Here is a 25,145-nt window from a genome sequence, read left to right as displayed (position 1 = left end):
CTGTTTGCGCTGGTCAACCTATGGATGGCGCGCGGGATACTGCTGCAACCGAGATAGGGTTGCTGCGTCCGCCGTGGCCTGAAAAGGCTGGCGGCGGCACGAAGAACATGGAATGGGGCTCGCGGGCGGGAGCATCTTGCCTGCCGCTGGCTCAAATACGCGCCGAGAGCATGAGGCGGTGATTGATCAGACCATCCTTAGGGTGACACGGCAACATCACTGAGGGGATCAAGCGATGCGTATCGCCAGCACAGGACATGCCGTGTTTGCCGCGACCCTGGTCGCCCTCGGTATCCTGGGCCTGATCGAGGGCGGATTCACCGTGATATGGCAGCCGGTGTTCGATCACGTGCCGGCCGCGAAGCTTCTGGCCGGTCTCTGCGCCGTGGTTTCGCTGGCATGTGGCCTCGGCCTGTGCTGGCCGCGCTCGACTGCGCTGGCCGCGCGCGTGCTGTTTTTCTATGCGCTGTTGTGGCTGCTGGTGTTCAAGCTGCCGCTGATCGCGCAGGCACCGCTCACGGAAGGTTCGTACCAATATTGCGGCGAGATGGCGGTGATCGTGGCGGCCGCATGGGTACTGCATGCATGGTTCGCCACCGACACAGACCGGCGGCGGCTGGCTTTCGCCGTCGGCGACCGGGGCCTGCGCATGGCGCGCGTGCTCTACGGCCTGGCGTTGATCGCCTTCGGCTTCTCGCACTTCGTCTATCTCAACCTCACCGCTCCACTGATTCCCCACTGGCTGCACGCACCGGTGTTCTGGGCTTACTTCACCGGTGGCGCCTACCTTGCCGCCGGTGCGGCGATCCTCTCCAACGTGCTCGCCCGGCTGGCCGCCAATCTCTCGGCCTTGATGATGGGCTTGTTCCTGCTGCTGATCTGGCTGCCCATGGTCGCCGCCGGCCATATCAGCGCCTTCAACTGGGGCGAGACGTATGCGACCTGGGTGCTGACGGCGGCGGCATGGGTGGTGGCGGACTCGTATCGCGGAATGCGCTGGCCTGGACCTGGCAAGTGAACCTGTCACCCTTCCCCAAGACATCTGGATCGACGCCTCCGCCCATGCCGCCAATCGATTCGACGCAACGCAAGCTGTTCATCGGCATCGCCGCGGCGACGCTGCTGGCCCTGGTCATCGTGATCGCCGACCTGGCGAGCGGCGGTCGTCCCGATCCGCCGGCGCTGCGCGCCGCCGCCACCTTGCTCGATGGCACCTGGCGCTTCCACATCGGCGACGACCCGCGCTGGGCGAACGCCGCTGCCGACGACAGCGCTTGGGAGATGGTCGACATGACCGCCCTGCCGGGCAGCCACGATGGCGACGTGGGCCTGCCCGATTACGTGGGCGGCTGGATGGCGCACGGCCATCCCGGCTACCACGGCTACGCCTGGTACCGGCGCGCGGTGACGGTGCCGGCCGGGCACGCGTCGTGGGACATCCTCGGGCCTACCCTCGTCGAGGACGGCTACGAGCTGTACTGGAACGGCCGGTTGCTGGGTGGTTCGGGCCGGCTCGGGGCGCACCCGCGCGTCGTCGGCACGCGGCCGCTGCAGTTCGCGCTGCCCACCGATGCAGCGGGCAGCCGTGGCGTGCTCGCCGTCCGCACCTACATGGATCCGGGCTCGACGGGCAGCGCCGACGGCGGCGGCATGCACACCGCGCCCATCCTCGCGCCGCGGCCGACCAGCGACGCGCTGCACCACGTGCAATGGCAGCGCACCATCGCCGGCTACATCGTCGAGGTGATCGAACCGCTCGCGATGCTGGCCGTCATGGCCCTGGCGCTCGGCTACCGGTCACGCAGCAGCCGCAAGGGTTTCCTGGTCTTCGCCAGCATCGCGCTCGCGCTCATGGCCGCCCGGCGCCTCAACAATGCCATCACCGCATGGACCGACCTGATGGACCTGACCACCTATGCGTGGCTGGCGTCGGTGATGTGGATACCGACGGTGGCCGCCTGGACATGGGCATGGAACCGCTGGTGCCCGCGTCCGTGGCGCAGCATCGATGTGGCGGCGCTGGCACTGGCGGTCGCCGCGTGCGTCGGCGCCGCAATCCATTCGGCGAGCTGGACCAGCGCCAGCCGGCTGGCATCGATCGCGCTGTTCGTCGTGATCGGCGTGCGCATGGTCCGCAGCGGTCCGATGCGAATCCTCGCGCTCGTCACGCTGGCCGCGGTTGCAGCCGCGCTGTTCGGCGGCGAGCTGCTCGATCCGCTGGCCGTGCCGGGCATCTGGTTTCCGTTCGGCATCGGCGTGTCGCGGACGCAGTACGTCTACGCGATCGCCACTCCGCTGCTGGCCGTGCTGGTCGTGCGGACCTTGTCCTTGCAGAAGGCGCGGCGCTGAGCCCGGAAATCGCCCCCGGCACCTATCCCGCGGGACTCACGGATAGCCGCGGGTGTCGTCCACCTTGATGATCTTCCAGCTTCCACCACTGCGCTGGAGGAAGACCAGCACGCCGACCTTGTCCGTCGAACCCAGCATCACCGGGACGACAGCCACCGTGCCGAGCATGATCGCGGGTTGCGTCACGATGTGCGCCAGCCAGTCGCGCGTGTCGTAGTCCTGCACCTTCAGGAAATAATCGACGCCGCCCGGCGGTCCGCCGCGGCGATAGTCCTCGCGCAACCTGTCCACGGTCTCCTTCGCCACGTAGCGGTAGATATCGGGACTGGCCAGCGGATAGCCGGCATCCGTGTCGTGGCCGATGAACCAGGCGTAGAAGGCGCGCGTCTGCGCCGCCGGATCATTGGCCTTGCCGGCAGCCAGCACGGGCATCGGCAGCAAGGTCGCCGCCAGCATCAGCCATGCGACGAACGCCACGAATAGACGCTTGTTCACTCCGGACCTCACGGGTGGCGATAGACAATGTACGCCGGTCGGGCACTTCGGTACGCGGGGCCGGGATAAAGGCCGTGCAGCTGCTTGAAGTCGGAGACCCAGTTCGCCCCGTCGAAAATGGCCATGTGCCCGGCAGGATGCCCGGGAGCCGGCTGGATCACGACGACATCCCCCTTCTGCGGTACGCCGTGGATCGGCTGGAACCCCGACGCGGCCAGGACGGGGCCATAGTTCTTCGCATAGTGCGTATGCCCCAGCACGACGCCGCCGGCGTCGATCGCCTCCCGGACATATCGCGCGCAATTGCCCGTGCTGTGGCGCCGCGCGTGGTCGTCGGCATGGGTGACGGCTGCGTTCTTGTTCCATGGCATCGGGCGTCCTCCACCAGGCAAGTCTCGAAGAGCTGAGCGTCGAAATCAATTCGTGGGTGAGCAGCAGGACAGTAGCAGCACTACGCTTGAATTGCCCCTGACACCATCTTCGCTTTTTTCTTACTAATTGGAGTTTCGACGAGCTCCGTTAATCCGAGCCGGAGGCCAGGATTGCCCTTAAGCTTTTTGTGGAAATTCCTTATGTATTTATCGAGAATACCAGAGTTACCCACGCAACCTTCGGCTTGCGCCATAATGCCGACCTGCAAAGGCAGGGGAATCTCAGGACCATAACTGCTAATCAATGTATCGAAAGCCTTACCATCAGAGGACGCCGCCAGCGCACTGTTCACGAAAAAAATTTCTAGCATCCGATCTTTAAGATCAGGAGATGAATATAGGTCGACTGAAATTTCGTACAGAGCCGGCTTGAAATAATCATAACCGTAGGCGTTACAAAGTGTACAGGTAATAATACACAACAGCTGAATTTCGCTAAACTCCGCAAGAGGGCTATTTGCGTTTGAATATGCCTCACGCAAAAGCGCGGCAGCTTGACCGATAGCTATTTTGAGCGAAGATTGAATAACAGCATACGGAGTGAGATAAGCGGCAAGCAAGAACCCCGCGTGATTATTGATCTTAAACAGCCTACCAATCTCATTAGGTAACCGGACTTTGTCGAGCTCCTCGATTAACTCAGGCGCATCCCTGCGAAGACCGAACACAAAAAAATATGTCGCTGTCCAATATGGATCGTAGACCTTATCACCAATCTCAAACTTACCTACTCTTTCCAAACCCAAAGCATAAAGATACTCCGCAAAAGTTCGGTGATTAAAAGTCACAGTCTCGTCAAAAGGTGAAACGAAGTACAGTTCGCGCTTTCCAAGCATTTTTTTCGAGACAGAGTTGCAGTCGACCTTGAGGTTCCTTCCCTTAATATAGTTCTCACACATCGACCGCACTTCCGAAGCGGCAATGCGATCCAACGAGTTGTCAATCATCATTCTTGCCACTTGGATGGAAACATTAAGAATTACGTCATACTCCATCTGGGACTGGAGAGACTTGCTCATATCCCATCGACCGAGCACTAGTTCCATGTACTTCGAATACAGCTCTGTCATCGTTGATGGAATCTCTTGGACGTTTTCATCCAAGATTTTCGCCAACAAAATTGCTGAAATCGGCGTTTTTGGCAACGACCTAAACAACTGCGACTTGTCCAAATCTTTACGCAGCTTTTCTGAGGTTGACCTATTTTGACAGACCAGATCGACAAGCTTTACCACCTGCGGAATAGTAAGCTGGGTCATCTCGTATCTATCGAAGCGCTTTTCCACTTCCCGTTCCAGCAATGGGTCCATCAAGGGGCGGGAGGTAACAATAACCCGACACCCCTGTGTTTGAGCCGTGACTTGGACTCTTATTAGCAACTCGAGCCGATCTTCCGGCGAAAGGTCTAGCTCATCCAGCGCATCCAACATGACAACAAAACCAGTAGACGCAGTACATTGACCCAGCCGCGTTCTAACTCGACTCACAATTTTCTCTAAGTCAGCGCCAAACTCGGTGAAAGCCTCTTTCATAGGCATAAGGATGGGCACGAGACCATCTGTATTGAAAACTTCAGGCGAAGCAAGGAGACGAGCAAACTGCCCCAAGGCGGTAGACTTCCCCATACCCATCATGCCTTCGATCAAAAGAAACTGATGAGCTGTAGACAGCGGCCGTAAATCCCGCTTAATCTCTTTCTTCTTTTGGCGCCTAAAATTCTTCCCGACCGACTCGACACGGATAAAGTTGTAGCCAATATCGGCTACATTTTTCGTCGCCACAAGCCCTGTGCCAAAAGCCATCCCCCTGGATTTTTGCTCCACCTCCTCCAAGTATTCCCCAATTTTAACATCGACTTGAGCCCAAAATTGTGGGAAGTACTTATCAATGAGTTCCGATATCTTCTCTCCGCTAAGAAATTTTATGTTTTTATTAGCGTACTTGTGATGTATCACATCCTGGGCATTCGCCGTTATCCCTTCATTGCAAACGACCCATATTTCGTTCAATATAATTGTTTTCTTTCCACCCTCAACTTTCCTCCCCAGCTCACACTCGCCAATTTGACGCTCTATCTCCTGATGTCCTTGTTTGATGGTCCCCGTTTTAACTATAACTCCTATGTAATCGTTGCTTGTCAACGTTTCGTCGAATTTGGTAAGCACGAAATCCGCCCCCATCTCGTGCGGCCCCTGGCGATATTCAACCGAAATGATACTCGGGAGCTTATTAAATAGCGCAGCCAGCACCGGGTGAAAATCTTTAACCTCATCCTTCAGGCTCGCAACTCTCTCGATCTTTTGCTTTTCCATAGCCTTCCCCCAGCGAAGATATTCTCAATAAAAAAGCGGCAGAGCTAAGCCGCCGCTTTTATATCGAATCGTTAGTGAACAACGCTCACCCGCACTTCGAATACCCACAATTCAAGCAAGTCTGGCACCCATCCATCAGCACCAGCGCCTGCGTGTTGCACTTATGGCACAGCGTGGCGCCGGGCGGGAAGCTGCCTGCTTCGGATTCGGCCGGGGTGATCGCGGCTGAAGCCGCTCCTACGGGAGCGGAGGTGCCGGCATCAGAGTTTTTTTTTGCGCTGGCCGCCTCGTAGGCGGCGCGCTTCTCGGCGATCAGCGCACGCTGCGAATCGCTCATCTCCGGGTCGTGGATCAGCCCGATGTTCTTCATGTGCTGCTCGATCACACCGCCGATCTCGGCGACGATGCTGGGCATGTAGACGCCGCCGGCCTTGAAGTAGCCGCCGCGGGGGTCGAACACGGCCTTCAGCTCTTCCACGATGAAGGTGACGTCGCCGCCCTTGCGGAACACGGCGGAGAGGATGCGGGTGAGCGCCACGATCCACTGGAAGTGGTCCATGTTCTTCGAGTTGATGAAAATCTCGAAGGGGCGGCGCTGCTCGTGCTTGGTGCCGGCGTTGAGCACGATGTCGTTGATGGTCACGTACAGCGCGTGCTCGAACAGCGGCGACTTGATCTTGAAGGTGGAGCCGATCAGCGTTTCGGGACGCTCCAGGCTCTCGTGCATCTGGATGACTTCGGCCTGGCGCGGCTCGGCGGCCTTGGCCTTTTCGGGTGCGGCGGCCGGCGCGGCCTTGTCCTCGGGCTTGACGACGTTGTAGCCCTTGATCTTCTTTTCGATCTTGATCGCCATGGTGTGGTGTTCTTCCTGGATGGATGGCGGCGCGCGGCGCGGAGAAAGCACGGCCGGCCCGGCACGAGGCCGGGCCGGCCGTGGCGGGACTTACTTCTTCTTGCGGGCGGCCTTCTTGGCGGCGGGTTTCTTCGCCGACTTGACGCTCGCCTTCTTGCTGGCAGTGGACCTCTTGACCGCCTTGGCGGCCTTCTTCACGGCAGCCTTCTTGGCTGTCTTCTTGGGAGCGGCTTTCTTCGCCGTCTTCTTGCTGCTGACCTTCTTTGCGGCTTTCTTGGCGACTTTCTTCGCCTTGCCGGCAACCTTCTTCGCGGCCTTCTTCACCGCCTTCTTCGCGGTGGCGGCCTTCTTCACGACTTTCTTCGCGGCCTTCTTGACGGCCTTCTTCGCCGTCTTCTTGGCGGCGGCCTTCTTCACGGCCTTCTTCGCCGTCTTCTTGGCGGCGGCCTTCTTCACGGTCTTCTTCGCCGCGGCCTTCTTCTTGGCCGGAGCCTTCTTCGCTGCCGCCTTCTTCGCGGCGGGCTTCTTGGCCGCGGCCTTCTTCGGCGCAGCCTTCTTCTTGGCGGCCTTCTTCGCTGCCTTCTTCGGCGCGGCGGCCGGCATGGCCGGCGCGGGTGCGGCGACCGGAGCGGCGACGACCGGCGCCGCAGGGGCGTCCGGCGTGACGGTGTCTTTCACTTCGAAATCGATATCGATGGACATGCAGGTGTTCCCCTCGGGCAGTGGTCGTTGCTTCGTGGATTCGGGTCAGAACTTGCCGTAATACCCTTCCTTCAAGGCATCGAACAGGTTCGCCGCGGTATGCAGCTCGCCGTCGTATTCCACTTCTTCATTGCCTCGAAGTTCGATAACACTACCGTCCTCCAGTTCGAAGTGGTAGAGGGTGCTCGCAAGGTCGGCCTCCTTCACCAGCACGCCCTGGAAGGCAGCAGGGTTGAAGCGGAAGGTGGTGCAGCCTTTCAGGCCCTGCTTGTAGGCGTAGAAGTAGATGTCCTTGAAGTCTTCGTAGGGGTAGTCGGTGGGCACGTTCGCGGTCTTGGAGATCGACGAATCGATCCACTTCTGCGAGGCCGCCTGGATGTCGACATGCTGCTTCGGGCCGATGTCGTCGGCGGCCACGAAGTAGTCCGGCAGCTTGGTCAGAGGATCGTCGGAGAACGGCAGCGCGTTCGCGTTGATCAGTGCGCGGTAGGCCAAGAGCTCGTAGCTGTAGACCTCGACCTTCTCCTTCGATTTCTTGCCTTCGCGGATCACGTTGCGCGAGTAGTGGTGGGCGAAGCTGGGCTCGATGCCGTTGGAGGCGTTGTTGGCCAGCGACAGCGAGATGGTGCCGGTGGGCGCGATCGAGCTGTGGTGGGTGAAGCGCGCGCCGGTCTCGGCAAGCTCGGCCACCAGGTTCGGCGCCACCTCGGCGACGCGCTGCATGTAGCGGCTGTACTTCGCATGCAGCACGCGGCCGGGGATCGCATCGCCGACCTTCCAGCCGTCGCGCACCATTTCCGGGCGGCGGCGCAGCATGTCGCCGGTGATGACGTAGTCCTTCGCGAGGATGGGCGCGGGGCCCTTCTCCTTCGCCAGATCCAGCGCCACTTCCCAGCCGGCCACGGCCATCTCGCGCGAGACGTCCTCGGTGAACGCCACCGCCTCGGCGCTGCCGTAGCGGTGCTTGAGCATGGTGATCGTGCTGCCCAGGCCCAGGAAGCCCATGCCGTGGCGGCGCTTGCCCATGATCTCGTCGCGCTGCTGCTGCAGCGGCAGGCCGTTGATCTCCACCACGTTGTCGAGCATGCGGGTGAAGATCTTCACCACCTCGCGGTACTCGTCCCAGTCGAAGCGCGCCTTAGGCCCGAACGGATCGCGCACGAAGGTGGTGAGGTTGACCGAGCCGAGCAGGCAGGAGCCGTAGGGCGGCAAGGGCTGCTCGCCGCACGGGTTGGTGGCGCGGATGTGCTCGCACCACCAGTTGTTGTTCATCTCGTTGACCTTGTCGATCAGGATGAAGCCGGGCTCCGCGTAGTCGTACGTGGAGACCATGATCATGTCCCACAGGTGCCGCGCGCGGATGTGGCCGTAGATCTTGCAGGCGACCAGGCCGTCTTCGCGGTCGACGTAGTTCTCGTGGGTGGGCCACTCGCGCCACACCACCTTGGCGGGATCGTCGAGATCGACTTCGTCCTGTTCCTTGACGTGCACCGGGAACACCAGCGGCCAGTCGTGGTCGTGCTCCACCGCCTGCATGAAGCCGTCGGTGACCAGCAGGCTGAGGTTGAACTGGCGCAGGCGGCCATCCTCGCGCTTGGCGCGGATGAATTCCTTCACGTCCGGATGCGACACGTCGAACGTGCCCATCTGCGCGCCGCGGCGACCGCCGGCGGACGAGACGGTGAAACACATCTTGTCGTAGATGTCCATGAAGGACAGCGGGCCGGAAGTGTAGGCACCGGCGCCCGACACGTACGCGCCGCGCGGACGCAGCGTGGAGAACTCGTAGCCGATGCCGCAGCCGGCCTTCAGCGTGAGGCCGGCTTCGTGCACCTTCTCCAGGATGTCGTCCATCGAGTCGCGGATGGTGCCGGACACGGTGCAGTTGATCGTGGAGGTGGCGGGCTTGTGTTCCAGCGCGCCGGCGTTGGAGGTGATGCGGCCGGCCGGGATCGCGCCGCGACGCAGCGCCCACAGAAAGCGTTCGTTCCAGTGCTCGCGCAGCTCGGGCGTGGTTTCCACTTCGGACAGTGCACGCGCGACGCGCTGCCAGGTGCCGTCGATGTCGGCGTCGACCGGTTCGCCGGCCTTGGTACGCAGGCGGTATTTCTTGTCCCAGATGTCCTGCGAGGCGGGCTGCAGCGGGATCGCCGTGGCGGCGTCGCGTTGCAGTTCCGAACCCGTGACTGGCGCACGCGCTGTGCTCATCGGCTTCCTGACCTCCCAGTGCGGCCTTGCGGCCTTGTCTTTTTGACTGCTGTTGTTGAATGGGTCCGCACCATCGGCTGCGGCGCGTGGCGGGCTGGACGCCGCGGCAACGCCATGTTGACCGACTGCCGGACCCGCCCCCTCGAAAGGCGCCACCCCACCAGTGCTTGGCCGATCGCTCGAGAGCGGACACAAGATGTTGTGGTTGCGAATAGATGGCAAGTTACCCCCGGGGAAGCCCGATGTAAAGTGGCGCGAGCGTCGCGACGGCCACGCCGGTTGCGGGGAACCGCGGCGCCTCGCCAGCAGTCGAAGGCGCGCCGATCTTGCATCCGACAGGAGGAGTCCGATGGCATCCCGTCACCCGCGTTTTTCACCCTGGCTGAGCGCCTCGCTGGCGCTGCTGCTCGGCATCGCCCTGCCCGGAGCTAGCCGCGCCGCGATGCCGCCCGCGGTGGATGGCCAGGCGATGCCGTCGCTGGCGCCGATGCTGGAGCACGTGACGCCGGCGGTAGTGAACATCTCCAGCAAGACGCGGGTGCAGGTGCGCAACCCGTACTTCGACGATCCGGTGTTCCGCCAGTTCTTCGGCCTGCCCGCGGTGCCGCGCGAGCGGGTGGAGCAGAGCCTGGGCTCGGGCGTGGTCGTGGACGCGGCGAAGGGTTACATCCTCACCAACAACCACGTGGTGGGCGGCGCCGACGACATCACGGTGACGCTGCAGGGCGGCCGCACGTACAAGGCGAAGCTGGTCGGCACCGACCCCGACACCGACGTGGCGGTGATCCAGATCCATGCGCCGGGCCTGCAGGCGCTGCCGCTGGCCGACTCCTCGAAGCTGCGCGTGGGCGACTTCGTGGTGGCGGTGGGCGAGCCGTTCGGGCTCAGCGAGACGGTGACCTCGGGCATCGTTTCCGCGCTGGGCCGCTCGGGGCTTGGCCAGAACTCGTCGGGCACGGGGGGCTTCCAGAACTTCATCCAGACCGACGCCTCGATCAACCCCGGCAATTCCGGCGGCGCGCTGGTGAACCTGCGCGGCCAGCTGGTGGGCATCAACACCATGATCTTCTCGCCCTCGGGCGGCAACGTGGGCATCGGCTTCGCGATTCCCAGCAACCTCGCCGCCGAGGTGATGCAGCAGCTGATCGCGCACGGCAAGGTACAGCGCGGCACGCTGGGCCTGCAGTCGCAGGACATCACCCCGCGCATCGCGCGCCTGCTGAACCTGGCGCAGGACCAGGGCGTGGTGGTCACCGGCGTGAACGCGGGCTCGCCCGCCGAGCAGGCCGGCCTGCAGCCCGGCGACGTGCTCACCGCGATCGACGGCAAGCCGCTGCGCGACGTGAACGAGCTGCGCAACACCGAGGGCCTGCTGCCGGTGGGCAGCACGGTGAAACTGGGCGTGCTGCACGACGGCAAGACGCGCGAGGTGAGCGCGGTGCTGCGACCGGAGAAAATCGCCAGCCTCGCCGGCGCCAGCCTCGACCCGCGCCTGGCCGGCGTCACCTTCAACGAGCTCAGCGAGAGCCAGCGCAGCCAGGGCATGTACGGCGTGGCGGTGGGCGCGGTGCAGCCGAACAGCCGCGCCGCTGCCGCGGGGCTGAGCGAAGGCGATGTCGTGATCGGCGTGGGCAACCAGCGCATCACCGGCCTGCGCATGCTGCGCCAGCTGGCCGGCGTGCGGCCACGCCAGCTGGTGCTGGTGGTGGCCGACGCCGAGGGCACGCATTACGTATTGATCCAGTAGGAGCGCGCGACTGGGGCTGAGGAATCGCGGCTGAAGCCGCTCCTACAGTCGCTGCGTCCGGCAGCGGCTCGCCCACCGCAACCCCATGCGCCGACGCATGGGGCTTGCATGACGGAACGCACCCGTACAGGCGTGCCTGCGTCGCACAAGCGCATGAACGCGCTTGATGTTTTCTGTTCAGGCCGATGAAATATCCTGCGAGCATCCAGCTCGTGCGCCGGCCGGGATCACGCGCCGCCACCTTGCACCACTTTCCGTCACCCATTCCTGTCGGGGTTCTCCGTCATCATGTCCGTTCGTGCTGTCCGCCTGTTGTCCGCCCTCCTGCTCGGCGCCTGCCTCGTCGCACCCGCCGCCGCCAAGACCACCCACCGCCCGGTCCACAAGACCACCAGCAGCAAGAGCAGCAAGGGACCCACGCTGGTCTGGCGCGGCGACGTGACCACCGCGCACGGCGTGGTCACCGAGATGGCCAAGCTGTGGGAGAAGGAAGGCCACGGCCGCGTCGAGTTGCAGCCGTTCAACACCGCCTCGGGCCTCGATGCGGTGGCCGGCGGCACGGCCGACATCGCCGGCAGCGCGCGCCCCAGCGACGGCAGCCCCGAGGACAGCCGGCTCACCTTTACCCCGGTGGCCTGGGACGGCCTGGTGATGATCACCAACCCGGCCAACCCCGTGCGCAGCCTCAGCCTGCGCCAGCTGCACGAGATCTACTTCGGCAAGATCACCAACTGGAGCCAGGTGGGCGGCCGCGACGCGCCGATCGACCTGTACGCGGTGATCAGCCCGAACGACGGCGTGGAATACAGCCTGCGCAGCCTGCTGTACGGCCGCGGCGACCAGCAGATTTCCGCGCCGCGCCTGTACCTCAACACCAAGGCGCTGCAGGAAGGCATCGCGCTGAACCCGAACGGCCTGGGCCTGTCCACGCTGAGCAACGTGGTCGGCAACCCGAAGCTGCGCACGATTCCGATCGACGGCGTGGCGCCCACCGTGGCGAACATCGCGGACGGCAGCTATCCGCTGTACATCCCGCTGTACCTGGTGACCAACCCGAACAGCCCGAAGACGGCCCAGACCCAGGCCTTCCTCGACTTCCTGCAGAGCGACAAGGCCAAGGCCGTGCTGCGCGACCACGATGTGCTGCCGTACCAGGACGGCATCGGGCTGGTGTCGATGGACCAGGCGCGCCGCGACAAGGTCTATGCCGAATCGACCGCCTCCTCGGCCAAGCCGCCGCTCGCCGCGCCGGGTGCCAGCTACGCCGCGGCCGCCGCGATCGCGCCGACCTCGGAGCGCACGCTGGCCGCACGCGGCGCGCTGGAACAGCGCCATGCCGAAGCCGGGGCCGCCAAGGCAACGGCCTCCGGCGGCGCTGGCAAGACCTACACCGTGGTCAAGGGCGACACCTTGTCCGGCATCGCGCAGAAGAAGGGCGTCAACGTGGCCGAGTTGCGCAGCTGGAACCACCTGAAGAACGACAACATCAAGCTGGGCCAGATACTGCGGCTCAGCGACAACTGAGAGCCTGTTCAAGATCTCCATGGCTCGCGTTGCCTTGAACTCGCCCTGATCGTGCCGATCCGCGCCGTCACGCTCGACCTGGACGACACGCTGTGGCCGGTGCTGCCGGCGCTGGAGCAGGCGGACCGCGCGGTGGACGACTACCTGCGCAAGCACTGGCCCGAGGTGGCTCGCGCCTGGCCGATCCCGGCCATGCGCGAGCTGCGTGCGCAGGTGGCGGCGGAGCGCCCCGACCTCGCCCACGACTTCAGCACCCAGCGCCGGCTCACCCAGCAGCAGGCGTTCGCCGCCTGCGGCATCGCCGACGCACCGCTGGATACGCTGTGGGAGATCTACTTCGCCGCGCGCAACACGGTGGAACCCTGGCCCGACAGCTTGCCTGCGCTGACGCGCCTCGCCGCGCGCTGGCCGCTGGCCAGCCTCACCAACGGCAACGCCGATCTCGTGCGCACCGGCGTGCAAGCCCACTTCGCCCACCACGTGGCCTCGCGCGACGTGGGCGCGGCCAAGCCCGATCCGCGCATCTTCCTCGCCGCCGTCGCGCAGTTCGGCGTGGCACCCGCGGAAGTGCTGCACGCGGGCGATGACCCCGAGCTGGACGTGCTCGGCGCGCGCCGCGCCGGCCTGCACGCGGCCTGGATCAATCGCCATGGCGAAGTCTGGCCCGCCACGTTGGGTGAAGCGCCGGAATTGGCCTTCCATGACCTTGGCGAACTTGCCGACTGGCTGGAACTCCACGCCGTGGCGTGACCCCGTTGGCGCATCGGCGCATCATTGGCGTTTGCGCGCCCCGCGCGACACGTCTGCACGCCGAAGGAAAGCCATGTCCGCCCTGCTCGATCGTTCGTCCGCCCCCCGCCACCTCGTCGCGATCGAGGCCGTCGACGCCCGCCGGCTGCCCGCCGCGCGCAAGCGGCTGGATGCCGCGCAGCGCCGCTGGCTGGACACGAACGGTTTCGATGCCCGGCCCGGCAGCGCGATCCTGCTCGCCGATGCGCACGGCAAGCCCGCCCGCGTGCTGGTGGGCGTGGACGCGGCCCATCCGCTGGCCGCGCTCGCCGCGCTGCCGCTGAGCCTGCCCGAAGGCGCCTATCAGCTCGCTGTCGAGGGTGTGGCGCTCGATCCCGCGCAGGCTGCGCTGGGCTGGGCGCTGGGCGCCTACCAGTTCACCCGTTACCGCAAGGCAAAGCGCGCGCCGGCCACGCTGGCGCTGGACGCCGCCACGCTCGCCGCCGTGCAGCCGCTGGTCGAGGCCACCGCGCTGGTACGCGACCTGGTCAACACGCCCACCGAGGATATGGGCCCCGAGCAATTGGGCGAGGCGATCCAGCACCTTGGCAAGCAGCACAAGGCGAAGGTGCGCGACTGGGTCGGCAAGGAACTGCTGAAGGCGAACTTCCCCACCATCCACGCGGTGGGCCGCGCCAGCCATCGCGAGCCGCGGCTGATCGAACTCAGCTGGGGCAAGCCCGAGCATCCGAAGCTGGTGATCGTGGGCAAGGGCGTGTGCTTCGACACCGGCGGCCTCGACCTCAAGCCCAGCGACGGCATGCGCTGGATGAAGAAGGACATGGGCGGCGCCGCGCACGCGATCGCGCTGGCCGGCCTGGTGATGCAGGCGAAGCTGCCGCTGCGGCTCACCCTGCTGGTGCCCGCGGTGGAGAACGCGGTGAGCGGCAACGCGCTGCGCCCCGGCGAGGTCGTGGTCACGCGTGCCGGCCATTCGGTCGAGATCGACAACACCGACGCCGAAGGCCGGCTGGTGCTGTGCGACGCATTGGCTTATGGCGCGGAGCAACAGCCCGAGCTGATGATCGACTTCGCCACCCTCACCGGCGCCGCACGCGTGGCGCTGGGCCCCGACCTGCCCGCGCTGTTCGGCAACGACGACGCGCTGGCCGACGCCGCGCTCGCCGCGGGCAAGGCAGTCGCCGACCCGCTGTGGCGGCTGCCGCTGTGGCGCCCCTACCGCAAGATGCTGGATTCCTACCTCGCCGACTTCGCCAACGCCGGCCCCTCGCGCCACGCCGGCGCGATCACCGCCGCGCTCTACCTGGAACGCTTCGTGCCGGACGGCCTGCCCTGGCTGCACCTGGACACCTACGCCTGGAACGACGCCGACCGCCCGGGCCGCCCGCGCGGCGGCGAGGCGATGGGATTGCGCGCGGTGTTTGCGATGCTCGAAAAGCGCTACCGCCAGAGCTGACCTTCAAGCCCCCCTCCCGATGGGAGAGGGATACGCCTGCGGGCGTCATGCAGGCACATGACTTTTGGCGATGTCGCAGCACCATCCGAAGTGGCATCGTGTGAAGTCGCCCCCACGCAGAGAAATCGCCCATGCGCCCCACCCTGCTCGCGCTCGGCCTCGCCCTCGGCCTCGGCATCGCCGGTTCGACCCTGGCCCAAGCCACCGCGCCCAGTCAGTCGCCGCTCACCGCACTGACCAAGGACTCCGGCACGCCGATGCCGGCCGAGCAGAAGCGCGTGCACTTCGACCACGCCGAACTGCACATCGCGGTGAAGCCCGCCACGCAGAGCATCGAGGCCAGCGCCACGCTCACCTTCAGCGCATTGGCGCCCACCGACGTGCTGCTGGTGGACCTGGACCGCAACCTGCCGGTGAGCGCGATCAGTGTGGACGGCAAGGTGCTGACCAAGGGTGCATGGAGCAATCCCGAGGGCCGCCTGCGCATCCCGTTGCCGCACGCCGTGGCCAAGGGCGACAAAGTCGTCGCCACCATCGCCTACGGCGGCAAGCCCCACGTGGCGAAGAAGGCGCCGTGGGACGGCGGCTTCGTGTGGAGCCACACCAAGGACGGCCAGCCCTGGGTGGGCAGCGCGGTGGAAGGCGAAGGCTGCGACCTGTTCTGGCCGTGCATCGACCAACCCGACGGCAAGCCGGATCTGGTCGACCTCTACGTCACCGTGCCCAAGCCGCTGGTGGCACCCGGCAACGGCGTGCTGGTCGGCGTGAGCGAACAGGGCAACACGCGCACGTACCACTGGCGCGCCAAGCACCCCACCACCTACGCCATCTCGATCAACGTGGGGCCGTACCAGGAGTTGAAGGGCGAGTACCACAGCCGCTACGGCAATACGATCCCGCTGCACTACTGGTACCTGCCCGGCGAGGAGGCGCAAGCGAAGGCGCTGTTCGCCGAGTTCCCGCAGCTGCTGGATTTCTTCGAGGCGAAGATCGGCCCCTACCCCTGGGGCGACGAGAAGATGGGCGTGGTGGAAACCCCGTACAAGGGCATGGAACACCAGACCATCAATGCCTACGGCAACCACTACGCAAAGGATGGCAGCGGCTTCGACTGGCTGCTGCAGCACGAGTTCGCGCACGAGTGGTTCGGCAACCAGATGACCAACGCGAACTGGGACGACATGTGGCTGCACGAGGGGTTCGCCACCTTGATGCAACCGCTGTACGCGCGCTGGCTCGACGGCGACGCGATGTACTACGCCTGGCTGCACCGGCTGCGAATGATGATCGAGAACGAGTACCCGGTGGTGTCCGGCACGCCGCGCACCGAGGAGGCGGTCTACGACGAATCGCGCGGCGGCCCCGGCCAGGACATCTACAACAAGGGCGCGCTGATGCTGCAGACGCTCCATCACCTGATCGGCGACCAGGCGTTCTACGCCAGCATCCGCGAACTGGTCTACGGCCGGCCCGACCCGAAGCCCGGCAACTTCACGCCGCAATACCGCACCAGCGCCGACTACATGCGCATCGTGGACCGGGTGACCGGCAAGGACTACGACTGGTTCTTCAAGGTGTATCTCTACCAGGCCGCGCTGCCGAAACTCGACGTGCAGCGCCGCGGCGACACCCTGGACCTGCGCTGGCAGGCGCCGCAGAACCTGCCGTTCCCGATGCCGGTGGAGGTCCAGGTGGACGGCAACGTGCACACCGTGGCTATGGAAGGCGGCCACGGCAGCCTCGCGGTGCCTGCCGGCGCACTGGTGACGATCGATCCGCACTCGGTACTGCTGCGCGACGAACCGCGCATCACCGCATTCCAGCAGTGGATGAAGCAGCAACGCAAGGCGGCGAAGCCGTAAACCCGTAGGAGCGCACCCTGTGCGCGATGGCTTTGGCTTCGATCAAATGCCGGAGCATTCGCGCACAGGGTACGCTCCTACAAAAACAATCACCGGTGGGGATAACCGTCAGCCTGTACCGGAGAGAAAGGCGCCGATCCGGCGCAGCCGCTGCCGCAGCGAATGCAGGCCGCGCACCAGCTTCGGCAGCAGCCAGCACAACAGCAGCACGAACAGCGCCAGCAACACCAGCAACACCAGCGGGTGCTTCCACATCAGCCACAGCCCGCCCAGCCAGGTGACGTCCTCGCCCACGCTGGCGGTCCAGTTGCTCACGGGTTCGGGCGAGGTGTTGATCAGCGCACGGCCGCCGCTCTTTGCCAGATGCGTACCCGCGGTGAGCGCGCCGCCGAGCAGGGCTGCCGCCACCTGCGCGCCCGCGCCCGATTCGCGGAACACGCCCCACGCCAGCAGCATGCCCACCGGGATGCGCACGAAGGTGTTCAGCGCGTCCCATATGCTGTCGAACGCGGGCACCTTGTCCGCAAGGAATTCGCCCAGCGCCAGCACGCCGGACACCACCAGCACCCAGGTGTCGGCAAGCGTTACCAGCCCGGGCGGCAGGTGCACCCAGCCCAGCCGCCCCAGCAGGCCGGCCACGAACACCGTGGCGTACAGGCGGAAACCGCTGGCCCAGGCCAGGCCCCCGGCCAGTGCGACGTTCGACAACGGATCCATGGCGACGCTCCCGGCAGGCATCCAACGCGCGAATGGCGACACGCTCGCGCGCTGCTGCAGCGCGGTCAAGCTTCGGTGCGGCAGCAAGACCATGCAGGTTCGCAAGATCATGCTAGGCTGAATGCGGCTCGCGTCCCCACGCCACCGCCTGCAGGAACCGGATGGCCGCCGGCACGGCGAGGGAGCACGGGCCCCTGTCTCGTCTTGTTCCGCTTCACGGGAGACGGACTTCGGGCGACGCCGCATGCCTCGGGGGAGGGCGATGCGGCAGCGTCGCCCGGCGCTCGCGCCGGGATGGCGCGGTCGTCGCAGCTTGTCCGCCGTCGTCACGTATGCACTTCGGGGAGAACGCAATGCAGCAGGTTTCGCGACTCGACCACCCCGCTCCACCCTCCGTGCGATCCGGCCCCGCGCACCCGCCGGTGCGCCCGGGCACGCAATAACGCCGTCGCTCCACGTTCCCGCCGCGCCCGGTGCGCGTCTCGGCGTGCACCGCATTCGCGCAGACGATTCCGCGTGCCGCAATGGCAGGCGGCCCACTGCAGCAACTCATCGGGGAAAGCGCATGAAACATGACATGAACCGCTTGTCGCTGGCCGTACGACTGGCCCTGACCGTCGGCGCCCTCGCCGTGGCCGGCACGCTCCAGGCCCAGGACGCGGCGAACGCCGGCGCCCAGCCATCCGGAACGCAGCAGTCCGACACCCAGCAATCCGCCACGCAGGCGCCGTCCCAGAGCAAGGCGAAGACCCTGCAGGGCATGGTCGTCACCGGCTCGCTGATCCGGCGCGTGGACGCCGAGACCTCCAGCCCGGTGGTGACGATCGATCGCAGCAACATCGACAACTCCGGCAAACCGACCCTGGGCGACGTGCTGCAGCAGTTGCCCAGCATCTCCGGCAATGCGACCAACACCCAGAACAACAGCAACGGCGGCGGCGGCGCCAGCCCGCTGCTGGAAGGCGGTGACGGCGCCGCGCGCGTCTCGCTGCGCGGCCTCGGCGAGACCCGCACCCTGGTGCTCATCGACGGCCAGCGCATGGCCAACCAGGACATCAACATGATCCCGCAGAACATGATCGAGCGGGTCGACGTGCTGGCCGAGGGCGCCTCGACGGTGTACGGCTCCGATGCGATCGGCGGCGTGGTCAACTTCATCCTGCGCAAGGATTACAAGGGCGCCGAGTTCAGCCTCAACGACGGCATCTCCAGCCATGGCGACGGCCAGCGCCGCGGCTTCAACTTCACGGTGGGCGACAGCGGCGAGAAGGGCAACATCGTCGCCGGCCTGAACTACAACAAGTACGACTCGGTGCTGGCGACCAAGCGCAGCTTCTCGGCGCACCAGCTCTACCTGTCCAGCGGCGTGGTCACCGCGGCCGGCTCCGGCACCATCCCCACCGGGCGCATCCAGGTGCCCTCCTCGATCGCCAACCAGTACGGCTGCGCGCTCAAGCCCAACGGCACCGCCTACCTCACCCTGCAGCAGGGCAACGGCAGCGCGCTGGGCGACTACCGCTGCTACGGCGGCGCCGGCGACACCTACAACTACAACGCCTACAACTACATCCAGACCGAGCAGGAACGCACCGACGGCTTCGTGCTCGGCAACTACCAGCTGAGCGACAACCTGAAGTTCTTCGCGGACATGTTCTACAACCGCACCGTGTCCAGCGGCCAGGACGCGCCCGCGCCCACCGGCGTCGGCGACGGCTGGCACGTGCTGTCCAGCAACCCGATCAACCCGTTCGGCGTCACCTTCAGCGCGAACGGGATTCCCGGCGACCCGAACAGCGGCTACGCATTCAACACGCGACTCACCGGCTTGGGCACCCGCCTGCACACCTTCACCACCACCAACGCGCAGGTCATGACCGGACTGCGCGGCAACTTCGGGCAGAGCAGCTGGACGTGGGACGCGATCATCGACTACGGCCACCACAACCGCATCCAGCGCGACTACAACGAGGTCAACATCGCCGCGTTCCAGGCCGCGATCGACAGCGGCGTCAACGTCTTCAACCAGGCCGATCCGTCGGTGACCGCCGCGCTGAAATCCGGCGTCGACACCCCGGTCTACACGATGACCAACAGCATGCGCCAGCTCCAGCTGGACGCCTCCGGCGACCTGTGGAGCCTGCCGGCCGGCACCATGCAGCTCTCGGTGGGCGGCCTGTACCGCAAGCAGACGATGAACTACGACGTGACCAGCGACGCGATCCTCGACATCGCCACCGGCAACTGCCAGATCCTGCAGGAAGCCTGCGGCTCGCCGGGCCGCGGCAGCTACAACGTGAAGGAACTCTTCGCCGAGACGTTGATCCCGCTGCTGAGCAACGTGCCCTGGGCCTACTCGCTCAACCTCGACCTGGGCATCCGCAGTTCCGACTACAGCACCACCGGCACCACCACCAACAAGAAGATCGCCGTCGAGTGGCGCCCGATCGCCGACCTGCTCGTGCGCGGCACGGTGTCCCAGGTGTTCCGTGCGCCGAACCTCGACGAGTTGTACGACGGCTACACGATCGGCGGCCCGGTGCTGTCCGACCCCTGCATCAACCTCACCAGCGGGCAACTGGCGCAGCATGCGAACGCCTGCCAGTACGTGCCGCCGGGCTGGGGCGGCAACCCGATCGCGCAGGTCACGTCGTACTACTCCGGCGCGGTGCCCACCGGCAGTTCGCTGAAGCCCGAGCACGGCAAGTCGGTCGACATCGGCTTCGTCTACAGCCCCTCGGCGCTGCCCGGGCTGTCGAGCAGCCTCGACTTCTGGCACATCTACCTGACCGACATGCTGACGCCGATCACCGCGCAGACCGTGGCGAACTCCTGCTTCGCCAACAACGGCAGCCCGTACTGCTCCTACATCCACCGCTACGACAACACCAGCAAGCTGGCCGGCGCGGTGTTCTACATCAACACCCCGGTGGTCAACCTGGGCAACCTGAGCACCACCGGCGTGGACTTCACGGTCGGCTACCAGATCCCGCACTTCAACCTCGGCAGCGTGAACCCCGGCAATTTCAAGGTCGGGCTCAACACCAGCTACACCTCGACCTACAAGAACGACGCCACGCCGGGCCAGCCGGGCGCCCAGACCATCAACTACGCGGGCACCTACACCCAGCAGTTCGGCAACATCGCGCGCTGGCGCGGCACGGCCACGCTCAACTGGAACATGGGCCACTGGAGCGCCCAGTGGCAGACCCGCTACATCCACCGGCTCACCGACCTCAACGCCGACTTCACCACCGGCGCCAACGCGCCGATGGGCGGCGCGGTATACCACTCGATCCAGCTCGGCTACGCCGTACCGGCGATCCACACCCGCTTCGACATTGGCGTGGACAATCTCAACAACAAGATTCCGCCGCTGGTCTACCAGAACGGCGCGAACTACAACGTGGACACGGCCACTTACGACACCCTGGGCCGCTACTACTGGGCCCGCGCCACCGTGAAGTTCTGACCGCAGCCGCATTGTTCATGCAGTAGGGCGAAGGGCCGCGAGATGCACTCGCGGCCCTTCGCGCATAATTCGTGCAGCGCGCCACGAACCGAGCCGGCATGCCCACCTCGACCATCGAATTCGCCCATGCCATGGCCCGCGCCTGCGACGCGGGCGAGATGGAGCGCGCGATCGCGCTCGCCGCGCAAGCCGCCGGCGCCGGCATGGATGGCGAGGACGTGCTGCTGCTGCTCGGCGTGGCGCAACAGGCCAGCGGGCGCCATGCCGCGGCGGCCGCCACGTTCGAACGCCTCACGCGGCTGCGCCCCGGGGTGTCCGCCTATTGGAACAACCTGGGCGTGGCGCGACGCGAGGCCGGCGATGCGGAGGCCGCCGCCCAGGCGCTGCAACGCGCCGCGGCACTGGCTCCGCGCGACGCCGAGGTGCATTACAACCTCGGGCTGCTCCAGCTGCAGCAGCGCCTCTGGCCGCAGGCGCGGGACAGCCTGCTGGAAGCGGTGCAGCTCGCGCCGGGCTTCGTCGACGCCCGGCTGCAGGCCGCGCACGCCTGCTACGTCTGTGGCGACAACAGCGGGCAGGAGGCGATGTTGGATAGCGCTGCCGACTGGCCGCCGCAGCCGGCGGAACAGGCGCTGCTGCTGGCCTCGATGCTGGCCGTGCTGGGCCGGCCGGACGCGGCCTGGCGCACACTGGATCGCGCGCAGCTGCCGGCTGCGCCCGCGGCCGCAGCCGAAATGCGCCTGCGCATCGCGGCGCAGCGCGCGCTGCTGCACGAGCGCGGCAACCGGCTCGACGCCGCGCATGAGGCGCTGCGGCCCTTGCCGCTGGCCGCGCTGGAAGCGCTGCCAGCGGAGGCCACGCAGGCCCGCATCGATGGCTGGAAGGCGCATGCCGCGCTGGCCATGCGTGCCGGTGCCCACGCGCAAGCAGCCGACTTGTACCGGCGCCTGCTTGCCGCGGCCGGCGACGACGAGACCCGCGCCAACGCCGGCTTCGGGTTGGCGTCGGCCCGCGACAGGCAAGGCGAACGGCACGCAGCCTGGCAGGCGCTGGAAACCGCGCATGCGGCGCAACTGGAGATCGCGCGCGAGATCGTGCCGCAACTGCTCGCGCCGGACAGCCAGCCGCTGCAGCTGCTGCGCCACGACCTCCCGGCCGCCGAGGTCGCGCGCTGGTCGCCGCTGCCCGCGCCGGACGCCGCGCACAGCCCGGTGTTCGTGGTGGGCTTCCCGCGTTCGGGCACCACGCTGCTGGAACAGATGCTGGACGCCCATCCGGCGTTCCGCTCGATGGACGAACGCGCCTTCATCCACGAACTCACCGAGCGCATGGAGCTGGCCGGCCAGCGCTATCCCGCGGACCTCGCCACGCTCACCGCGGCGGAGGCGGACCAGCTGCGCGCGCTCTACGGCCGCATGGTCGCGCGCGTCCTGCCGGACGCGGGCGCGTGCCGGTTGGTGGACAAGAATCCGCTCAACATGCTGTGCCTGCCGATGATCATGCGGCTGTTCCCGCAGGCGCGCATCATCCTGTGCCTGCGGCACCCCTGCGACGTGCTGCTCAGCTGTTACATGCAGTCGTTCCGCTCGCCGGCCTTCATGGTGCTGTGCTCGTCGCTGCCGCGTCTCGCACGCGGCTACGTGCAGGCGTTCGAGCAGTGGCAGCGGCACGTGGCGGTGTTCGCGCCGCAGCTGCTGGAGTGGCGCTACGAGGCCGTGGTCGGCGACTTCGACGGCCACGTGGCGCAACTGGGGCGCTTCCTCGGCATCGCCGACCCCGCGCCGATGGCGCGCTACGCCGAGCATGCGCGCGCCAAGGCCTTCATCAGCACGCCCAGCTACGCCCAGGTCACCGCCGGCATCCATGACCGTGCAGTCGGCCGCTGGCAGGCCTACCGCGAATATTTCGAGCCGGTGCTGCCGCTGCTGCGGCCGACGATAGCCCGGCTCGGCTACACCGCCTGAAACGACCAGGGGCGCCGAAGCGCCCCTGGTCGTCGATATTGCGCGCGAACGCTCAGTGCGTCGCGGCGGTGGAGGCCGCAGCCGCGGGCTTGTCGGCGCCGGCCAGCACGGTGGCGAGGTAGTTGCTGCCGGGCGGCAGGATGACGGCGCCCAGCTTGGGATCGGCCTTCAGCAAGCCGACCTCGTCGGCCACGATGTGCGCGGCCTCGCGCAGTTGGGCGTCGGGTGCCTTCTTGGCGTCCTTTTCCTGCTGCAGCTCGCTCTTCAGGCTGCGCTCGCCGGGGTCGAGGCCGTCGTCCAGCGTGCTGTCCTCGTCCTTGAGGTAGGCGTCGCTGCCGTCGATCGCCTTCTGGCGCGCACGGAAGCTGGCCTGGATCGCGTCCAGCTGCTTGCGCTCGGCCTCGCGCTTGGCGAAGTTCAGCGACACCGTGGTCTTGGCGCGCATCGTCTTGTACTGCGCCAGCTCGTCCAGCATCAGCTTCCACGACGGCGACTTCGCCGCGCGGGCGGCGTGCAGGCTTTCCAGCTGCGGCAGGTAGCCCTTCAGGTCGCCCTCCGGCTTGTAGTCGGCGGGCGCGATGTGCGTCCACGGCAGCGCGTTGTCGTAGGTGGATTCGCCGAAGTCCTTGGCGTCGCCATTCTTCGGGAACTCCAGGTCCGGGGTCACGCCCTTGATCTGGGTGGAACCGCCGTTGATGCGGAAGAATTCCTGCACCGTCATCTTCAGCTCGCCGTACTGCGGCTTGCCGTCGGTGTTCTGGCTGAAGCGGTCGAGGTCGATCAGGGTCTGCACGGTGCCCTTGCCGAAGGTGGGCGTGCCGATGACCAGGCCGCGGCCGTAGTCCTGGATCGCGGCGGAGAAGATCTCCGAAGCCGAGGCGGTGCCGCGGTTCACCAGCACCGCCAGCGGGCCGTTCCATACCGAGTCGGCGTTGTCCGCGCCCTGCACGTCGACCTGGCCGCGCGCGTCGCGCACCTGCACCACCGGACCCTTGCCGGTGAACAGGCCGGTCATCGAGTCGGCCTCGGCCAGCGAGCCGCCACCGTTGTTGCGCAGGTCCACGATCACGCCCTGCACGCCGGCCGCCTTCAGCTCGACCAGCAGCTTGGCGACGTCACGGGTGGCGCTGCGGTAATCCTTGTCGCCTTCGCTGCGTGCGCCGAAGTCGGAGTAGAAGCTCGGCAGGTCGATCACGCCGATCTTGCGCACGACGTCGCCGTCCTTGATGTCGAGGATCTTCTTCTTGGCCGCGCTTTCCTCGATGTTGACCTTCTTGCGCACCAGGCTGATCAGCTCGTGCTTGCCGTCGGGGCCGGCGTCGGCGGGCAGGATCTCCAGCCGTACCGTGGTGTCCTTCTTGCCGCGGATCAGGTTGACCACGTCGTCGAGGCGCCAGCCGATCACGTCGGTGACCGGGCCGCTGTCGCCCTGGCCCACGCCCACGATGCGATCGCCGGGCTTGAGCTTGCCGGACTTCTCCGCCGGGCCGCCGGGCACCAGCGAGAAGATCATGGTGTAGTCGTCGCGCGCCTGCAGCTGGGCGCCGATACCCTCCAGCGAGAGCTTCATCTGGATCGCGAAGTTCTCCGCCTGGCGCGGGCTCAGATAGTCGGTATGCGGATCGGTGGTCTCGGCATACGCGGTCATGAAGGTCTGGAACGCGTCCTCGCCATCCAGCTGCTTCAGGCGCTCGATGTAGTTGGTATAGCGCTTGGTCAGCGTCTTGCGGATCTCATCGTCGCTCTTGCCCGCGAGCTTGAGCCGCAGCCAGTCGTTCATGGTGCGCTTGCGCCACAGCTCGTCCAGTGCCGCGTCGTCCTTCGCCCAGCTGGCGTTCTTGCGGTCGTAGTCGTAGCTCTCGTCGCCGTCGAAGCTGAAGCCGTCCTTGAGCAGGCTGCGCGCGTAAGTCATGCGCTGCACCGCCCGTTCGAGGAACTTGTTGTAGATGTCGAACGGCGCGCTGAGGTCCTGGTTCCAGATCGCGTCGTCCAGCTTGGTCTTCAGCGGCGCGAACTGGTCCATGTCCTGCTGGGTGAAGAACACCTTGTCGCTGTCGAGCAGCTTGAAGTAGTCCTTGTAGATCTTCGCCGACATCGCGTCGTCGAGCGGCTGCGCGTCGTAATGGAAGCGGGTGAGGAAGCGCGCCGACAGCTGCGCCGCCTGCGCCTGGGTGGCGGTGGGCTTGAGCGGCCACACGGCCGCCTTGCGGTTGCCGCCGGCGCCGAGGTCGGCGGCCGACTGCGCGTAGGTGCAGGTGACGGTCAAGGCCAGCAGCAGGGCCAACGCGGGACGGAAGGTCATGGGG

General features: G+C 66.0%; 17 protein-coding genes. 9 read left to right on the top strand and 8 right to left on the bottom strand.

Annotation, left to right across the window (positions count from 1 at the left end):
* The first annotated feature begins 262 nt into the window (after positions 1-262).
* Positions 263-1,018 (top strand): DoxX family protein, encoded by a 756-nt coding sequence (locus B0E52_RS04600; protein WP_139351583.1) that lies wholly within the window; start codon positions 263-265, stop codon positions 1,016-1,018.
* Between the two features lie 44 nt (positions 1,019-1,062).
* Entirely contained in the window at positions 1,063-2,349 is a 1,287-nt protein-coding gene (locus B0E52_RS04595; RefSeq protein ID WP_077482209.1) for a glycoside hydrolase family 2, read from the top strand.
* 36 nt (positions 2,350-2,385) lie between these two features.
* Here the strand turns inward: B0E52_RS04595 and B0E52_RS04590 are convergent, their stop codons facing one another.
* The 6 genes from B0E52_RS04590 to B0E52_RS04565 form a co-directional block, all read right to left on the bottom strand.
* Positions 2,386-2,844, bottom strand: coding sequence for a DUF3828 domain-containing protein (locus tag B0E52_RS04590; RefSeq protein WP_217316664.1), 459 nt, complete (start codon positions 2,842-2,844; stop codon positions 2,386-2,388).
* Positions 2,845-2,852: 8 nt separating this feature from the next.
* Positions 2,853-3,215, bottom strand: coding sequence for a CHAP domain-containing protein (locus B0E52_RS04585; RefSeq protein ID WP_077482208.1), 363 nt, complete (start codon positions 3,213-3,215; stop codon positions 2,853-2,855).
* 80 nt (positions 3,216-3,295) lie between these two features.
* Positions 3,296-5,587 carry an NACHT domain-containing protein gene (locus B0E52_RS04580; RefSeq protein ID WP_077482207.1) on the bottom strand — a complete coding sequence of 764 codons (2,292 nt, stop codon included), beginning with the start codon at positions 5,585-5,587 and terminating at the stop codon, positions 3,296-3,298.
* A gap of 85 nt (positions 5,588-5,672) precedes the next feature.
* Entirely contained in the window at positions 5,673-6,440 is a 768-nt protein-coding gene (locus B0E52_RS04575) for an NrdJb (protein ID WP_077482206.1), read from the bottom strand.
* Positions 6,441-6,530: 90 nt separating this feature from the next.
* Positions 6,531-7,142, bottom strand: a complete 612-nt coding sequence (locus tag B0E52_RS04570; protein ID WP_077482205.1) for a hypothetical protein — start codon at positions 7,140-7,142, stop codon at positions 6,531-6,533.
* A 45-nt stretch (positions 7,143-7,187) separates the two neighbouring features.
* The gene (locus B0E52_RS04565; protein ID WP_077482204.1) at positions 7,188-9,350 is read right to left on the bottom strand and encodes an adenosylcobalamin-dependent ribonucleoside-diphosphate reductase; all 2,163 of its coding nucleotides are present in this window, start codon (positions 9,348-9,350) and stop codon (positions 7,188-7,190) included.
* A 349-nt stretch (positions 9,351-9,699) separates the two neighbouring features.
* Between B0E52_RS04565 and B0E52_RS04560 the strand changes: the two genes are divergently transcribed.
* From B0E52_RS04560 to B0E52_RS04540, 5 genes are all read left to right on the top strand, one after another.
* Entirely contained in the window at positions 9,700-11,097 is a 1,398-nt protein-coding gene (locus tag B0E52_RS04560; protein ID WP_077482203.1) for a Do family serine endopeptidase, read from the top strand.
* A 288-nt stretch (positions 11,098-11,385) separates the two neighbouring features.
* Positions 11,386-12,621 carry a substrate-binding domain-containing protein gene (locus tag B0E52_RS04555; RefSeq protein WP_077482202.1) on the top strand — a complete coding sequence of 412 codons (1,236 nt, stop codon included), beginning with the start codon at positions 11,386-11,388 and terminating at the stop codon, positions 12,619-12,621.
* A gap of 51 nt (positions 12,622-12,672) precedes the next feature.
* Complete coding sequence (locus B0E52_RS04550) at positions 12,673-13,371, top strand: HAD family hydrolase (protein WP_077482201.1); 699 nt, start codon at positions 12,673-12,675, stop codon at positions 13,369-13,371.
* Positions 13,372-13,444: 73 nt separating this feature from the next.
* Positions 13,445-14,827, top strand: coding sequence for a leucyl aminopeptidase family protein (locus B0E52_RS04545; protein WP_077482200.1), 1,383 nt, complete (start codon positions 13,445-13,447; stop codon positions 14,825-14,827).
* Between the two features lie 131 nt (positions 14,828-14,958).
* Positions 14,959-16,689 carry a M1 family metallopeptidase gene (locus B0E52_RS04540; protein ID WP_077482199.1) on the top strand — a complete coding sequence of 577 codons (1,731 nt, stop codon included), beginning with the start codon at positions 14,959-14,961 and terminating at the stop codon, positions 16,687-16,689.
* Between the two features lie 108 nt (positions 16,690-16,797).
* Here B0E52_RS04540 and B0E52_RS04535 read toward each other — a convergent pair whose 3' ends face one another.
* A complete protein-coding gene (locus B0E52_RS04535; RefSeq protein WP_077482214.1) occupies positions 16,798-17,406 on the bottom strand; it encodes a DUF4126 domain-containing protein in 609 nt (202 codons plus the stop codon).
* A 565-nt stretch (positions 17,407-17,971) separates the two neighbouring features.
* On the opposite strand from B0E52_RS04535, the gene B0E52_RS04530 reads away from it, so the two are divergent.
* Both B0E52_RS04530 and B0E52_RS04525 read left to right on the top strand, forming a co-directional pair.
* Positions 17,972-20,875, top strand: a complete 2,904-nt coding sequence (locus tag B0E52_RS04530) for a TonB-dependent receptor (protein WP_077482198.1) — start codon at positions 17,972-17,974, stop codon at positions 20,873-20,875.
* Between the two features lie 98 nt (positions 20,876-20,973).
* On the top strand, positions 20,974-22,839 hold the full coding sequence (locus B0E52_RS04525) for a sulfotransferase (RefSeq protein ID WP_077482197.1): 1,866 nt from the start codon (positions 20,974-20,976) through the stop codon (positions 22,837-22,839).
* A gap of 52 nt (positions 22,840-22,891) precedes the next feature.
* On the opposite strand, the gene B0E52_RS04520 is transcribed toward B0E52_RS04525, so the two are convergent.
* Complete coding sequence (locus B0E52_RS04520) at positions 22,892-25,141, bottom strand: carboxy terminal-processing peptidase (protein ID WP_077482196.1); 2,250 nt, start codon at positions 25,139-25,141, stop codon at positions 22,892-22,894.
* Between the last annotated feature and the right edge of the window lie 4 nt (positions 25,142-25,145).

The organism is Rhodanobacter sp. C06, assembly GCF_002001105.1.
In the GTDB taxonomy this organism is placed as follows: Bacteria; Pseudomonadota; Gammaproteobacteria; order Xanthomonadales; family Rhodanobacteraceae; genus Rhodanobacter_A.
The sequence above is the reverse complement of the archived record's forward strand: the minus strand, read 5'-3'. Positions and strand labels throughout refer to the sequence as shown.

Coding starts and splice junctions, on each gene's coding strand:
- B0E52_RS04595 (WP_077482209.1), top strand. CDS start 1,063: ATGCCGCCAATCGATTCGACGCAACGCAAGCTGTTCATCGGCATCGCC.
- B0E52_RS04585 (WP_077482208.1), bottom strand. CDS start 3,215: ATGCCATGGAACAAGAACGCAGCCGTCACCCATGCCGACGACCACGCG.
- B0E52_RS04580 (WP_077482207.1), bottom strand. CDS start 5,587: ATGGAAAAGCAAAAGATCGAGAGAGTTGCGAGCCTGAAGGATGAGGTT.
- B0E52_RS04575 (WP_077482206.1), bottom strand. CDS start 6,440: ATGGCGATCAAGATCGAAAAGAAGATCAAGGGCTACAACGTCGTCAAG.
- B0E52_RS04570 (WP_077482205.1), bottom strand. CDS start 7,142: ATGTCCATCGATATCGATTTCGAAGTGAAAGACACCGTCACGCCGGAC.
- B0E52_RS04565 (WP_077482204.1), bottom strand. CDS start 9,350: ATGAGCACAGCGCGTGCGCCAGTCACGGGTTCGGAACTGCAACGCGAC.
- B0E52_RS04560 (WP_077482203.1), top strand. CDS start 9,700: ATGGCATCCCGTCACCCGCGTTTTTCACCCTGGCTGAGCGCCTCGCTG.
- B0E52_RS04555 (WP_077482202.1), top strand. CDS start 11,386: ATGTCCGTTCGTGCTGTCCGCCTGTTGTCCGCCCTCCTGCTCGGCGCC.
- B0E52_RS04545 (WP_077482200.1), top strand. CDS start 13,445: ATGTCCGCCCTGCTCGATCGTTCGTCCGCCCCCCGCCACCTCGTCGCG.
- B0E52_RS04540 (WP_077482199.1), top strand. CDS start 14,959: ATGCGCCCCACCCTGCTCGCGCTCGGCCTCGCCCTCGGCCTCGGCATC.
- B0E52_RS04535 (WP_077482214.1), bottom strand. CDS start 17,406: ATGGATCCGTTGTCGAACGTCGCACTGGCCGGGGGCCTGGCCTGGGCC.
- B0E52_RS04530 (WP_077482198.1), top strand. CDS start 17,972: ATGAAACATGACATGAACCGCTTGTCGCTGGCCGTACGACTGGCCCTG.
- B0E52_RS04525 (WP_077482197.1), top strand. CDS start 20,974: ATGCCCACCTCGACCATCGAATTCGCCCATGCCATGGCCCGCGCCTGC.
- B0E52_RS04520 (WP_077482196.1), bottom strand. CDS start 25,141: ATGACCTTCCGTCCCGCGTTGGCCCTGCTGCTGGCCTTGACCGTCACC.